We start from the raw sequence: 15536 nt of genomic DNA on the forward strand, positions 1-15536 counted from the left end.
TAGGTAGTTAGTAACTATCAGTTATAGTGATATGTATAATTTAGAACAGTTAAGAATGTTAGTTGTAGCGGCTGAACTAGGCTCATTTTCAGCCTGTGCACGAAAGTTGAATAAAGTTCAGTCTGCTGTTAGTCAGGGAATAGCTAATCTTGAGATTGACTTAAATATATTGCTTTTCGATAGGCGTAGCAGAAAGCCAAAATTAACGAAAGAAGGTGAGAGAATTTATAATTATGCTAAGGCGGTTCTCCACCAATCAATGGAATTAGATAAAGTTGTTGAGTCGGTTCATAACAACGAAGAAGCAACGATTAAATTAGTAGTGGATAGCGCTTTACAGTTATCGAGTGTTAATCGAATTTTAGAAAAGTTCAGCCTTAATTTTCCCCATACGCAAGTTGAATTACTAACTTTAGCTAGTACAGATATTCTTAAGCACCTTAGTGCCAGTGATATCGATTTAGGTATTATGTTTGCTGATTTATCATTTAACCTTGATGTTGAACTGTGTTTTATTGGTAATATCGAGTTCTATCCTGTTTGTCACCCTGCTTCTGCGTTGTCTTCTTTGACTTCGGTTACTGTGAAAGACTTAGTGCCCCATCGCCAGATTTCACTAAGAGGCGAGCAAGGTAGTGAATTACAACAGTTTATATCCCTGTCAAATCAAACATGGTGGTGTAATGACTTTGGTTCTATTTTGTCTTTAGTTGAACAAAATATTGGTTGGTCGTATTTACCCTCCCATATGGTAGAAAAGAAAATTAAGGCTAACCAACTGAAAAAAATAGATGTTTCGTTTGACCATAAAACTTGGAGCTTTACGGTTGACCTTGTCAGTAAAAAAGGAATATCAAAAGGGCCTGCATTAACATGGCTATTTAATGAGTTAAAAAGCGTAATTAGTTAATAAGGTCTGGGGAAGCTAGCGTCAAACTTTGACGCTATAGGCATTGAAAAAGTTTAGTTTACAGCTCTTGCATTAACTGAATATGATTGCCACAGGTATCGTCGAGTACGGCTATCATAACAGTGCCAGCCTCTCTGGGCGTAATTGAAAATTCCACTCCTAAGCTTGATAGTCTTTGGTGTTCTTTTTCCAAGTCGTCAACTGCGAAAGATGTCCATGGTATTCCCGCTTCTTTTAGCGATTTTTGATACACCTTAGCTGGCTCAAACGCCATAGGCTCTAACAAAAGCTCAACACCGGATTGCTCAGAAGGGGAGACAACCGTTAACCACTTGTATTCACCAACAGGAACATCTGTTTTTTTAATAAAACCTAATACGCGTGTATAAAAGTCTAATGCTTTGTTTTGGTCGTCAACAGGAACGCTCGTTACGTTTATTTTAATCATATTTTAAAGCTACTTACTGAATTTTGAATGAGTTAAGTATAGTTAGAATTTGATGCAAAAACTTATTCTAGATTGCTTTTTTGAACTTGGTAATATTGCCGAGGACTGTAACCGGTACATTTTTTAAAGGCAGCTGAAAATGTTGGTAGGCTTTCATAACCAATTTCAAAGCAAACTTGAGTGACGGGTAAACCTTGTTTTATCAGGCTTTTAGCTTTTGAAATTCGTAGATCTCGTAAATAAACTCTTGGTGTTAGGCCATACATTTGTTGAAAAATTCTAACGTAATGAAATCGAGACATAAATGCCGCATTAGCTAAATCATTTAGCTCTATTCGCTGACAATAGTTCTCTTCCATAAATTTTCGAGATTGCCTTACTTGTGCATATTGCTCTGGTCGAAAGAGCACATCATTATATAAACGATTAAGCTCATTTTCGTAGATTGAATTTTCTTTTTTCAACATTTAAAGGTTACGGCGACAATTTCGATTAAGCTTTATCTTAGTATACAAGCGCATAATAAATTATAGAGCCTATATGGCACTTAAATTGTACACATAATTTAAGTAAAAATATTTGCTGCATACATAAATAGTAGCTTTTCAAATGTTAACAGTAAAGTCGCCGCTGAATACACCCTATAAGTTATTCATTGGCTTTTAAGCAATATTCTTGCATTCGTTACAGCATCTTCATTTGAAAAATAGTTATCAATTAGAAAAGCTAATTTTTTATCGTCATTCAATACGTTTGCTAGTGTTTTTATCATAAAGTCGTAGTCAGTTTTTTCTGTTTTAGTTGTAAGCATCTTATTGAGCCACAACCACATTTTTCTCTCACTGATTTCTTTTTCAATGGCTAACCAAATAACAGGTGCATAAGTGTATACATATAGCTCTCTATCACCATAGTCGGACTGTTTATTTATATCCTTAATAGGCGCTAAATGTACATCGTCTAAGGCATTGAGCTTCCGATTTACTTTATTAAAATAATGTTCGTTGCCAAGTAATTCTTTTGTGAGTTTTAATGATAGGTACTCAGCTAATGACTCAGTAAACATATCACCAAGTTCAGAGTTAAACTTTTTGTATGTGCCAAAATAATAATGTGCTAATTCATGCGCAATAAATGGTTTAAACCAATTTGAGTCTGTTTTGTTTACCAAATTGGCTAAACCATCTTCATTATGGTTCATTACGACGATTGACGGATAGGCTACAAACAGCCAAGAATCTTTCTTTGATGTAGGAGCCGTATGAATGTAAACAACATTTTCACCATATGAAATGGACAGCTTATTTTGATAATACTTCTCGAACGCAGATGTTATTTGACTAAGTTCGGACATTTGCTGTTCAGAAAGGCGTGAGTTTAAGTAGTAATTATTTTTGTGCTTAGCAATATCAAAATAACCAGCAAATAATGTTAGTGAAGTTGGCTTGTCTCTTTTAAATACTCCATGAGTCGATGAAATTGGCTTGCTGCCATTAACGTAAATTGATTTACAGTCTAAACAAGTCACTTCAATATCATAAATAACTTCGTCATATCGCTTGTCTTTGTCAATATCATATAAAATTGGATACCAAGCAGTTTGAAAGCCGTCTGTACGAATATTTTTACCATTAAAAGCGATATTGCCTTTCCAATCTCCGTGCTCATTTGCGGTATTCATATTTGTAATAACTGGAAATTTACCCGTATATTTGAACGCTATAGTGTTGGGTAAGAACTTACTATTAGTTTTATGGCTCTTAAAGAAATAGCCAAAACTCTCTTCTGAATATTGCGTGTTATAAACCTTTTCAAATGCATAGTTGAAACCATCTTTTTCATTTCTAAAATATTGAATATTAAAGCCAGCATTTAAATGTATAAGATAGTTGCTGATTTCTGGAATATTGGTCAGCTGAAAAATAGCATCAACAGTGCCGCTTTTCACAGATACTTCAACAGTACCTGAAAGCCGAATAGGTACTTCAGAAGATAATGTAGATGTTGTAAAAGTTAGAAATAAAAAGGTGAGTACTGTTTTCAAATGATTTCCCTATTAGACAAAATTTTATGTCATTTAAGTTAATAGTAATGTTAATTAACGATATGGGCTATTACCTTGGTTGGGTAAAACGGCAAATGTTTTAAAAAGCCATTAATTCAATACTTTTTACTAAGGAGGATAAGTCATGCTCTGAGTTAGTAAAAATGATAATGGCATTGCTGTTATTTATGTCGACTATGACTTCAGCTCTGGCGCCTAAATCTGCACCATCATGTTGGTAGTACCAATTATCATTTATGCTTTTTAAAAACCATGTATATGAATGATCTTCGTTATTTTTATTAAATGGTGGGGTGATAATTGTCGTTATTTTAGAGTCTAAGAAAAATTGTCTTTCGCTTATGTTTAAATAATCAGTAATGAGTTTTGTATAATCAGATATTGATGTTCTTAATTGACCAGCAGGGAAATCTGGATAGCCATTGAAACCTTTAAATATTAATTTTTCTTTCTCCTTTGTATATGTTTTTGAAACATTTTCTATGTTTAAGTTTTTTAAAAAGAAAGATGAGTTAACCATCTTCGTTGGCTTAAATATTTTATTCTTCAAATAGTTTTCAAATGCCTCGCCCGAAACCTGTTCAATTATTAAACCTAGTAAAGCGTAGCCAGTATTTGAATAATCATATACTTTGTAATTTTCAGCACTTTCAAAATTACGACTTGAATAGTGTTTTCCTCCCTGTACGAGATATTCTTTTAAAAAGCTGTTTAAGTTACCTTTTGGATCTCCATTTGGAGTTGACCAGAAAGGCAAATAGAAATCTTCATTATCTAGAATGCCTGAACGATGATTTAATAGTTCTGAAATTGTTATTTTGTCTTTTGTGTGGTGTGGGTTAATAACCATAAAGGGCAAATATTTATTGATATCATCATTGAGTTTAATTTTTTTATGTTGAATAAGGTGAAATATAGCCATACCAGTCACCGTTTTGGAAACTGACGCTATATGAAATGGTGTATTGACAGATACTGGCTTTTGCTTCTCTATATCACTTAGTCCTATTGCGTTCATATAGATGACTTTGCCAGAGGAGACAACTGATACTGCAAGTGCTGGAATATTGCTTTGGGCCAGCTCTTCACGTATTAACTGATTTATTTTAGAAAGGTTGGTGGCAAATGACGCCTGAGAGATTAAAAGTAAAACGAATGGTAGTAATTTATTCATGAAAATCCATTTTTGATTAGAGATACTTAATATGCCAATCTTATACGTATTTAAAAATAGAAAATAGATACTTATAACGTCAAAGACACCTCTTAGATTTATTCATTCAATTTTGTCACTCACAATATCAATTACCTTTGCGTCTTATGGCGAATTTGCTATCGATACGTAGGGGGGAGCGAGGCGCATAGAGTATATCGCTATTATTTTAATATTAGCATTGTTCATGGCGCTACCACCTATGATAGGTAGGCTTAGAGGTGAGAACAAACACTAAGAAATTTTCATTTAGTTAAAGTGGCAATACGTTTTGTGTAAATTGTACAATACGTTATTGCTCTTGTTATTTTGCTTAGTGCTAACCCTGTGGCAAGTTTAGTCACAATTCATGCCGAAATAGCAACGCAGCTGCATTACATTTATGGTTTGTACTTGTCAGTTACGGGGCCTCAGGTATTTGTATGAGCAGTGTTTCTGCGAGTTATGCAATGTTTTTACACAATACGGTAAGCTTTATCAGCCAAATATTTGTAATGCCTGTGCAAAATAATCATCAGTGAAGTTTATCAATGTTAAATTGAGATAGCCTAAATAATAGCACTTTTTTAAGCTTAGATTTTACCGAATTAAAGCAGTCACAGTAGGGCATCAATGCTAGTGTTATTTAGCGTGATGTGGTTAAATTTAGCTATAAGAAAAAATGGCTAAAAAGGCACGCGTTTGTTCTACCTTTACCCCGCTAACAAAATGGAAAACTTGTTAGTTTTGTTGAATAAAATTCAGCAACTTTCTCCACTACCTGTTTTCGCTCAAGACACCGTAATTGTGCAAAATGCCGGCATGCAACACTGGTTGAATATGTCTTTGGCGGAGCAGCGAGGTATCAGCATGAATATGCGTTATGCCTTGCCGTCGCAGTATTTATGGAATTTGATCCGTAACTTAGCGAGCGATGAAGATGTACCAGAGCAATCGCCATATTCTCGTGAAGTTTTAGCGTGGCGTATTGATTCCTTACTCGCTTCCAAAGCCGTTGTTGAAAATAGTGCATTTAACGTTGCGACTGATTATTGGTTTGAAGAAACAAATTGTGGTATTGAACAAGCGGGCAAAACTACTACTACCAGCGAAGCAGCACAATTAAAGCGCTTTCAACTAGCTTGCCAATTAGCTGATTTATATGAACAATATTTAATATTTCGTCCAGAGTGGATTCATGCTTGGCATCAAGGGCAGTTTGCTGCCTATGAGCAAACAGGTCAGGATGAACCGCTAAGCACTAATGAAAACGGCTCTAATGATGCAAGTAATGCCATTTGGCAAGGCAAGCTATGGCATTTACTAGTAAGTGAGCAAGCCTATGACCCTCATGAACTGGTAGCGCTTGCGATTAAAAAACTGCATGACTTAGACTTGAGCGATAATAAAAGCTCAACGGCGCAACTTTTGCCACAACGTTTATCATTCTTTGGTATCAACGCCATGGCGCCGTTATGGCTTGAGTTTATACACGCCTTAAGTGAAAAAATAGATGTACATTTTTTTCATCTTAACCCTTGTTATGCCTACTGGGGCGATGTTGTTACTGAGAAAAAAGCCATTGAAGCATGGATTAATGGTCAAAACTTTAGCGAAGACAGCCAAAACGAAAGTTCGCAAAATACAACAGAAGACATAAATAACAACCTGATCGATATTAACCGTCAAGTGGGTAATCCGTTACTAGCAAATCTGGGGCAACAAGGGCGTGAATTTATGGCGTTGTTGTACCAATACAGTACAGTAAATATTGATGTGTTTGAATCGGCAATTGCTGATATTAGTACTGAAAGCACTAACAAAAGTGATGAAAGTCTCGATGTTGCAGAAGATAAATTTAGTGGCAATCATTGTTCAGCCAGCGTTTTAGCACAAGTACAACAAGATATATTGTCTTTATCTGACGCTCGACAAAACACAAGCCTCGTTCGCCAACGTGATGGTTCCATTATTATCACCAGTGCGCATAGCGCATTACGAGAAGTGCAAGGATTACACGACTGGTTACTGCATCAGTTTAATCAAGATAAAAGCTTAACCCCGAAAGATGTGCTGGTAATGTGCCCGCAAGTCGAGCAATACGCACCTTATGTTAATGCGGTTTTTACTCGTGGTTGGCAAGATATTGCAGATGAAGTTCCACCTTTGCCTTGTTCAATTGCCGATCGTGTTAGTAAAGATGCCGAGCCACTAGTTGCAGCCTTTGCCGAACTTTTAAAATTACCTGATAGTCGTTTTCAAGTATCGAGTCTAATCGCCTTACTGCGTTTACCTGCAATGCAGAAACGCTTTGCCATTAACCTTGATGATATTGAAAAAGTTACCCATTGGCTTGAAGCTGCATCTGTTCATTGGGGACTTGATCAAGCGCATAAACAACAAGTTTTAGCGCAAAGCCAAATGAGCAAAAATGCGGCAACAACTGGCGCAAGCGCCATCCCTGACAATGCCAATAATAATAGTTTTACCTGGCAGCAAGGCTTATCACGCTTAATGCGCGGTTTTGCTTTTGCCGACCATAGTGTTATTTATCAAGAGCAAATGTTATTAGCTAATATTGAAGGTAGCGACAGTGAGTTATTAGGTAAGCTGATGCTCATTATCGAGCAACTTCAAATAACCGCTGCTAGCATGTCAACGCCACGCAGTGCGACCAAATGGCAGCAATTTTTATTCGACCTATTACAACAATTATTTGATGATGAGAGCGACAATGGGTTGAATATTGTTCGCTCAGCGATAGAGTCGCTAGTTGAATATTGTCAGCATGCCGACTATGGCAATGAAATAAGTTTGGCGGTTATTCGCGACTATCTTAATGCCCATTTTAGCCAGCCAGATCCCGGTCGCCAATTTATGGTCGGGCAAGTTACATTTTGTTCTATGCTGCCGATGCGTAGTATCCCCTTTAAAATTATTGCTGTATTAGGTTTAAACGATGGCGAGTTTCCACGTCAACGACAACCACTAAGTTTTGACTTAATGTCGACAACGCCTGCACAACTCGGTGATAGATCACGCCGCGGTGACGATAGATATTTATTTTTAGAAGCAATAATTTCAGCCCGACAAGCATTATATTTAAGCTTCCAAGGTCGCAATATTAAAAACAATAAAGAGCGGCAACCGTCTTTGGTATTAAAAGAGCTAATGGAATATTTAGCTCGTGGGTATGGCTGGCATTTACTGGGTTTGAACGAAGACACCGAGCAAGAGCTGGCAACTGAGGCAGATAATTCTCTCTTGGCACCTTCGCGCAATCTGCCAAAAGAAGATATTCGACAATTACCTATGCAGGCATTTAGTGAGCAAAATTACCTCGGTCAATTCGCCAGTTTTGATGCTAATTGGCTGCAACTAAAGCGTCCGTTCATTGCAAATCAAAACGATGCCCAGCCAAATGAAATAATTGAGGATACACACGCGCAACAAGGAGGCCGCGGAACTATTGAAACGGTTTTAGCTCATGACCTTATTCGTTTTTATCAACATCCAGCCCGTTATTATGGTCAACACTCATTGTATTTATACCTAGACCAAGATGACAGTTTAATTAACGATATAGAGCCGTTTGTAGCTAACCGACTCGACAGTTATTTGTTAAGGCAAGAATTACTCGATTACTATTTATCGCCAGAGCAAAGCAGACAAAGCTGTGAAGATATTGTGCTTAGTGCGCGTTTAAGTGGCAAACTTCCTGATTTACCAAATACCGATGATCTCATTCAAGGTTGGCAAGACGACAGCGAAGAGTTTAGCCAGTTTATAATGGCTGAATTAACTCAAGATAGCATCACAGCAGAGCCGCTAGACTGCAGCGTTAACATAGAGTTAAACACAACTAATGACATTATATTTGATAAAAATTTATTTAATGAAGAAGAATTAGCTACGCTGAAAAATCTACTACCAAAAAGTGTTACTTTAAGCACAAAGCTTTTGGTTGTTGATCATAAAGTTGTGTTTTATCGTAGCAGTAGTGCGAAAGCGAAAGACTTATTTACGTTGTATTTAAATCAATTAATACTCCAAGTAGCGCAAGCTGATGAAAATCAACCTAACCTTGCATTATGGTCAAGTATAACTGCTACTCACGGTTATTATTTTGATACCAAAAGCCAAAAACCAAGCCAATTCTTTTTCCAAGAGGTGATTGATGCGAAACAGCAGCTACAGCGTTTAATATCTTTGTTTTATTTAGGTCAGCAGCAACCAGTACTACTTAACGGTGAACTTGCTGAAAAAGTGAGAAAAAGTAAAGTTTTTGAGCATACACAGTTTGACCAGTTCTGGACTGACAGTAATAGTTTTCAAGCCTTTGGTGATGATCCATACATGCAATATTTTTGGTCTAAATGCCCAGCATTTGATGATATTTCTGTTCGCTTATTTAGTATTTATCAGCCTTTATTTGATGCTTTACAAACGGTTAAAGCAGCTAAAAAAGCGGCACCGAAATCGGAGGCTAAATAATGCAAAACTTAAATGCCAGTACGATTTCACTTTACGGTAAACACTTAATTGAGGCGAGTGCGGGCACAGGCAAAACCCATAACATTACCCGTATATTTCTTCGTTTATTGTTAGAGCGTGCATTGCCAATTGAGCAAATATTGGTGATGACATTCACTAAAGATGCCACTGAAGAAATTCGCGGCCGTATCGACGATTTTATTCGCACAAGTTTGCACGACTGGGATAATCTAGTCGTTGAAGATGATTACTTTATTAAACTCAACGAAAACTTAAGCAAACAGGGGATTGGCAGCGCACAAGTTAAAGCGCGTTTAACACAAGCCTTATTGTATATTGATGAAGCGGCTATTTTTACCATTCACGGCTTTTGTAAACGAGTCTTAAATCAATATGCGTTTGCAAGTGGCGTTAATTTCAATGCTCAAATGGAAACCGACACTCAAGATATCACCCTTGAAGCGGTGCAAGATTGGTATCGAGTGCTGGCGTTAGCTTCTGTGCAGAAGCCTGAGCAGGCATATGTTCAGGAGAACGACCCGGAAAGCGAACAAACAACACACAACAGATCTCAGCAACACAGCGCGTTTCATTTAGTCACTGAATTTTGGCCAGAGCCAAATAGCTTTATCAGCCAATTTGCTAAAGCATTTAATAATGATAATGCCCTTAATGTGCAGGCGCCTGAAAATATTAATGTTGAATTTAAAGGCCTTGTCGAGCAAGCAATTGCCAGTCTAAATGCAAATTTAAGTACGCTAACTACAACATTAATTGATGTTAAAAAAGGTGCTGATCGTGAAAAGCGTCAACAAGAACTTGAGCAACTTTTATTATGGTTAGCGAACTTGTCGGCTAATGTTGAAGGGCAACATGGTAAAATGCCCGACGCTTTTATTGATGGTAGAAGGTATGCGCGCTCAAAAGTAAAAAGTGAATTAGTTGAAATTTTTAGCGCTGCTAATATGGTTAAAAAACAGCAGCCGTTACTTGCAAAACAGCTAGATCGTGCAAAGGCGTTATTGGTTGTGCGACAAGGTATTTATCATATTCGAGAGCAAATAACGCGTAAGAAATTGCAGGCTAATGTGTTAGGTTTTGATGATTTAATTTCCACTTTAAATCATTGTTTAACTAAAGAGCGACAATCCGAAAGTATTACTGCTGATGAAGCAACGCTGGCGAGCAGTATTTTTAAGCAATTCCCTGTTGCCTTGGTTGATGAATTTCAAGATACCGACCCGCAACAGTTTGCTATTTTAAAAGCAATTTATTACCACCAAACACAAGCCGCTTTATATATGATTGGTGACCCTAAGCAAGCCATTTATGGTTTTCGTGGAGGTGATATTTTTGCGTATTTGTCAGCCCGTCACGATTGTGAGCATCAATGGCTAATGGATACCAATTGGCGCTCAAGCGCTGAAATGATCACTGGTTATAACCGCCTGTTTTACGGCAATAATTTAACTGAAATACCAACTGATGTTTTTGGCTATCAAATTCCCTATTTACCAGTTCTTGCTTCACCAAAAGCGAAGGGAAAAACATTCCCAGATCAAAAATTTAATGCGCTACAGTTTGTTCATTTTAATGTTGAACAAGAAAGTAAAAAGGGCAAAGAGCAAGCCGTTAAACAAAGTTATCGCGCTCATATGGCAACTTGGTGTGCGAATGAAATTGTACGGTTATTGGCTAACCCTGACTTGTCGATTGTAAGTGGTGATATCGCGTTATTAGTACGGGACGGCACTGAAGCGGCAAATATAAAACAAGCGTTGAACCAATGTGGTTTAGCAAGTGTGTTTATGAGTAATCGCGCAAATTTACTACAAAGCGAACAAACTAAGCAGTTACTACAGGTGTTACAAGGGATACTGTTTTTAGAAAATGATCGCTTATATACCGCAGCATTAGCTAGCCCGTTGATGGGCTTTAATCGCGAAAAACTGTTGCAGCTGCAACACGATGAACAACAATGGCAGCAACTAAAAATTAGTTTTGAAAAGTTACGTAATGAATGGCAATACAAAGGTTTTATTTCCATGGCATTACAACTTATGCATCAGCATTTTCATATTGAAGTTGATAAAAATGACACTGACAACAATGCGGATCGCACCTTAACTAATTTACTCCACCTCTTTGAGTTGCTGCAAAGTGCGAGTCAGCGCCATCGTCAGCCACAAGAGCTACTATTTTGGTTTGAGCAACAAAGCCAAGTAGATAACCCAGAAGTAGAAGCTGAGTTGCGGTTAGAAAGTGACGATAATTTGATTCGTATTATTACTCAACACGGCTCGAAAGGCATGGAATACCCAGTTGTATTTGTGCCATTTGCAACTCGCCATAAAGACCCACTTAAATTCGGTAATCGTAATGTTAGCTTAATTGAATTTCATGATGAAAATGGTGTTTTACAACATAGCCTAGATGGTAATGATGACGCTAAAACTCGTATGGCAGCAGAAGCTTATGCGGAAGCGATTCGCTTGTTATATGTTGCTGTAACAAGGGCGGAAAAGCGCTGTTATATTTTAACTACAACCTTTGAGCATTTTGATAAGTCGCCATTAGGTAAAACCTTAAAATGGTCGAATGACACTGATATTCCGGCAAGTTTAACTAAACTAGCAGAAGATAATAGCCAAGCAATTGCCTTAGAAGTACTTGATAACTATAGCGATGACCTCTTTGAGAGTAATGACGATAGTAATCAAGAGAGCAGTACCTCGAAAAATGCAAACCCTCTTTTGACTGTAGAGCTGCAACAGCCAGCTGTCGCTAAATTTAGCGGTAAAATCGAACGAGATTGGTGGTTAAGTTCATTCTCAGCACTTAGTAAAAATTTACGCCACAACGGTGTTTCGTCTCCAGATCGTGATACGCAGGAGTTAGAAAAAGCGTTTCAGCAATCACAGCTTGCCACCCCATCGCAGAGCAAAAATGAGCTACGTTTTACTCTAACTAAAGGTGCACAAACAGGTAATTTATTACACGATATTTTAGAGCATACAGACTTTTCCGCGCCCGACTGGCAAAAAAGTTGTTATTGGCCACTGCTAAAATATGGCGTCATTGAACATGAGTATGAAAATAGCCAAGTTACAGAGCAGGCAAGTGGTGAAGCATTACTTACGCAATGGCTTGATGACATATTGCACTCGCCACTTGATATTGAACAACACTTTTCATTAGCTCAGCTAGAGCAAAGTGATACGGTTAGGGAAACTGAATTTTACTACCCGATGCAATCGGCAAGTAGTCGCTTATTATCTAAACTGTTGACCGAACATCGAAATAACGATGTTCCAATGAATGCAGGCAATAATACTAATAAACGCAGCGTACATTTACCTTCTTATCAACAGCTAAAAGGTATGATGCACGGCTTTATCGATTTGATTTTTTTCGCCAATGGTAAATATTATGTTTGTGACTATAAATCTAGCCACTTAGGTGATCAATATAGTGATTATAACCACGCTGCGATGCGTGAAAATATTGAGAAAAATCATTATGACTTACAATATCTTATATATTCATTAGCCCTGCATCGACACTTAAAATACGCCTTAGCGGACTATGATCCTAAATTGCATTTTGGTGGCGTTTACTATTTATATTTACGCGGTATGAGTAGCGAAGCGCAATATCAAAATTGTGGTGTATATTATCGAGAAATCTTACTCAGTGAGTTACAGCAACTTGATGCTATTTTTGCAGGAGAAAACAGTAATGCCTGATTTAGCAGCAAATCAAAGCGCGGAATACGCTACAGAAATCTATGCTTCTTTTAGCCATGCCAGTAGCCAGTTGTCAGGTTTAGTGGCGGTTGACTACTTTTTTGCTAAAGAGATCAGTCAGTGCATTTCAATATTTAACCTTAAAGAGCACGACGCAGCAGAATTAGCAAAAATACAGCAACAATGGTTTCATTTGCTGGTTATTTTAAGTGCGAGCTTGCGTGATGGTCATAGTTGCTTGCCTTTAGATGCGGTGGCGGCTAAGTGTTTTTATGTGAGTGAAAATACAATAATTGCTGGCATTAAACAGCAAGAAAAAAGTGGCTTTACATTTGATAGCAGCTCGACGTTAAGCGCGTTATTGAATAATTTACCGTTAACTGAAAATGATCAGCAACCAATTGTTTATAGTCACGGACGCTTGTACATGCGCCGTTATTACCAGTTTGAGCAAGAATTAAAGCAGGCAATAATTGCGCGTAGGCAAGTTAATGCTCCACAATTTAATACCCCAACTAATGCCTCACAGATCGGGCAAATAAGCCCGCAAGAAATAGCCACACCTGTAAGCAATTCAGCAATCAACAATATTATTGCTCAGTTATTTCCTGAGTCACTGAATGACAGCAGTGAGATAGATTGGCAAGCACTTGCAGTGGCAAATGCAATTAATAAGAATTTTGCCATTATTGCGGGTGGTCCAGGTACCGGAAAAACCTATACAGTAACGAAACTATTAGCAGCGTTAATTATGCTGGCGTTACAGAAAAATAATGGCCTTGTAGAAAATATGCCTAATATTGCTTTGGTCGCGCCAACGGGTAAAGCAGCTCAGCGATTGTCAGAATCAATTATTAATGCCGTGCAAGGGTTTCGTGGCAGTATTGCTGATCAAGTACTAGACCTTATCCCAGAGCAAGCGCAAACCTTACATCGATTACTCGGCGTTATTCCAAAGCAAGTCAATTTTCGTCATCATCAAGAAAACTTACTCGCTGTAGATGTGCTGTTAATAGATGAAGTGTCTATGGTTGATTTGCCTATGATGGCACGTACTTTTCGTGCTTTACCTGCTCATGCAAAAGTTATCTTACTTGGTGATGCCGACCAATTGCCTTCTGTTGCGGTCGGTAATGTTTTGGCTGACTTTGCACCGCGCCCGCATCCTGGTTTTAGTGAACACAATCATCAATATTTATCGCAGGTGACAGGATTTGAGCAATTAGAACAGCAAAGTGATGACTTAGCGTGCAATAATAACCAGTACAGTGTCGCCGACTGTGTGACCTTTTTAATGAAAAGTCGCAGGTTTGATGGCTCAGGTGGTATTGGTAATATTGCTCGTATGGTTATCAATGGTCAACATCAACAAAGCTGGCAGTTATTAAAGGAAAGTCATGGTGTTGAATTAAATGGAAATGATGCTCAATTGAGCTTATTAACCACAGCCATTGATAGTTGGTTACCAGCTTTAGTTAATAAATATTATGCGCCACTTTGTTCGTCTACTAATCTAACGGATGCGTTTGCATTACTAGCAAAGTTTAGAATTTTATCATCAACACGAAAAGGCCCAGAAGGTGTTGAAAACTTAAATGCACAAGTAATAGACGTTTTACGTAACAAAGGAAAAATACCCTTCAATAATATTGATGGCAGCAGTGGTTTATATCCAACACAACCAATAATGATCACAGAGAATGACTACCGTTTAGGTGTTTATAATGGAGATATTGGCTTGCTGTGGCGTAATGAGCAAGGCCATTTAATGGCTGTATTTGAAAATACGGCAGGTGAATATGACTGGATCATGCCATCACGTTTACCTAAATTTGAAACCGTGTACGCTATGACCATTCATAAAACTCAAGGTAGTGAATTTGAGCATGTGGCGATGGTGTTGCCTGAGCAGGAAGACAATAAACTATTGTCGCGGGAATTATTATATACTGGCATTACCCGTGCTAAGGCTAAGTTAACCATAGCAAGTTCAGAAGCGGTTTGGAAAAGTGGTGTCAGCCAGCAAGTTTATCGTTATTCCGGCTTAGCCATTGAATAACAGCAATCAGCAATATTAAACATTTTTATCGCAGTAAATCGAAGAAGCACACCTACTAATGAATTTAAAGAACATTGAAAAAAGCATTTATCGTAAACGTTTAAACATTATTATTGTTAGCTTTATTGCTAGCCTACTCCTTTTAGCTTTGGCATACGGACAAGGACTAATAGCCTTATTTTCAGATTTAGCTAATGTCGCCGTTGAACCAGCAAAAACCGCAACAGATACTGTAAATACTGGCGAACAAGACAGTAATTTTAAGTACAATTTTTTAGGTGTGGTTTTAGCGTTAGCAACATGTGCTTTTGCCTTACATCGATTGAAAAATACAGCATTTTTCACTGAGGTTTATTATGTTTGGCAAGTTAAACAACAGCAAAACTATATTTACCGTAAATTGAAGAAAATTAAAGCGGCTGCTGAAAACGATGATGTTAATGCCTTGATAATTTTAAATTTTTATTATGCTAGCTTAAAGCAAATTTATTTACTTGATGACAACACATTAACCATGTCTAAACTCAATAAAGATATCTGTGAACTTGACAGTAAAATTGAAAGTAAACAACTGACAATTACAACTGAGCAATATCAACAGAGTTTGCTTACTGAATACTAA

Annotated in this window: 9 protein-coding genes; 5 read left to right on the forward strand and 4 right to left on the reverse strand. The window is 37.6% G+C overall.

The annotated features are described in order from the left end of the window. Positions 1–31 precede the first annotated feature (31 nt). A complete protein-coding gene (locus AC27E9_RS12570) occupies positions 32–910 on the forward strand; it encodes a LysR family transcriptional regulator (RefSeq protein WP_487130670.1) in 879 nt (292 codons plus the stop codon). Between the two features lie 58 nt (positions 911–968). Here AC27E9_RS12570 and AC27E9_RS12575 read toward each other — a convergent pair whose 3' ends face one another. The 4 genes from AC27E9_RS12575 to AC27E9_RS12590 all read right to left on the reverse strand — a co-directional run bounded on the left by AC27E9_RS12575 (position 969) and on the right by AC27E9_RS12590 (position 4597). Beyond that, on the reverse strand, positions 969–1358 hold the full coding sequence (locus AC27E9_RS12575) for a VOC family protein (RefSeq protein ID WP_487130672.1): 390 nt from the start codon (positions 1356–1358) through the stop codon (positions 969–971). 62 nt (positions 1359–1420) lie between these two features. Beyond that, positions 1421–1825, reverse strand: coding sequence for a helix-turn-helix domain-containing protein (locus AC27E9_RS12580; RefSeq protein ID WP_487130674.1), 405 nt, complete (start codon positions 1823–1825; stop codon positions 1421–1423). 185 nt (positions 1826–2010) lie between these two features. Further along, a complete protein-coding gene (locus tag AC27E9_RS12585; protein ID WP_487130675.1) occupies positions 2011–3402 on the reverse strand; it encodes a hypothetical protein in 1392 nt (463 codons plus the stop codon). Positions 3403–3502: 100 nt separating this feature from the next. Beyond that, positions 3503–4597 (reverse strand): serine hydrolase domain-containing protein, encoded by a 1095-nt coding sequence (locus AC27E9_RS12590; RefSeq protein WP_487130677.1) that lies wholly within the window; start codon positions 4595–4597, stop codon positions 3503–3505. Positions 4598–5317: 720 nt separating this feature from the next. Between AC27E9_RS12590 and recC the strand changes: the two genes are divergently transcribed. The 4 genes from recC to AC27E9_RS12610 are packed head-to-tail and all read left to right on the forward strand — an operon-like array spanning position 5318 to position 15536. Beyond that, a complete protein-coding gene (recC, locus tag AC27E9_RS12595) occupies positions 5318–9109 on the forward strand; it encodes an exodeoxyribonuclease V subunit gamma (RefSeq protein WP_487130679.1) in 3792 nt (1263 codons plus the stop codon). Next, positions 9109–12855, forward strand: a complete 3747-nt coding sequence (recB, locus tag AC27E9_RS12600; RefSeq protein ID WP_487130681.1) for an exodeoxyribonuclease V subunit beta — start codon at positions 9109–9111, stop codon at positions 12853–12855. The genes recC and recB overlap by 1 nt, the downstream gene beginning before the upstream one ends. Beyond that, entirely contained in the window at positions 12848–14914 is a 2067-nt protein-coding gene (recD, locus tag AC27E9_RS12605; protein WP_487130683.1) for an exodeoxyribonuclease V subunit alpha, read from the forward strand. The genes recB and recD overlap by 8 nt, the downstream gene beginning before the upstream one ends. Before the next feature lie 58 nt (positions 14915–14972). Next, positions 14973–15536, forward strand: a complete 564-nt coding sequence (locus tag AC27E9_RS12610) for a DUF3087 family protein (RefSeq protein ID WP_487130685.1) — start codon at positions 14973–14975, stop codon at positions 15534–15536.

Source organism: Colwellia meonggei (genome assembly GCF_057537295.1).

Excerpts from the sequence above, each read along its gene's own strand:
- AC27E9_RS12570 (WP_487130670.1), top strand. The coding sequence starts at position 32 with ATGTATAATTTAGAACAGTTAAGAATGTTAGTTGTAGCGGCTGAACTA.
- AC27E9_RS12580 (WP_487130674.1), bottom strand. The coding sequence starts at position 1,825 with ATGTTGAAAAAAGAAAATTCAATCTACGAAAATGAGCTTAATCGTTTA.
- AC27E9_RS12575 (WP_487130672.1), bottom strand. The coding sequence starts at position 1,358 with ATGATTAAAATAAACGTAACGAGCGTTCCTGTTGACGACCAAAACAAA.
- AC27E9_RS12590 (WP_487130677.1), bottom strand. The coding sequence starts at position 4,597 with ATGAATAAATTACTACCATTCGTTTTACTTTTAATCTCTCAGGCGTCA.
- recB (WP_487130681.1), top strand. The coding sequence starts at position 9,109 with ATGCAAAACTTAAATGCCAGTACGATTTCACTTTACGGTAAACACTTA.
- recD (WP_487130683.1), top strand. The coding sequence starts at position 12,848 with ATGCCTGATTTAGCAGCAAATCAAAGCGCGGAATACGCTACAGAAATC.
- AC27E9_RS12610 (WP_487130685.1), top strand. The coding sequence starts at position 14,973 with ATGAATTTAAAGAACATTGAAAAAAGCATTTATCGTAAACGTTTAAAC.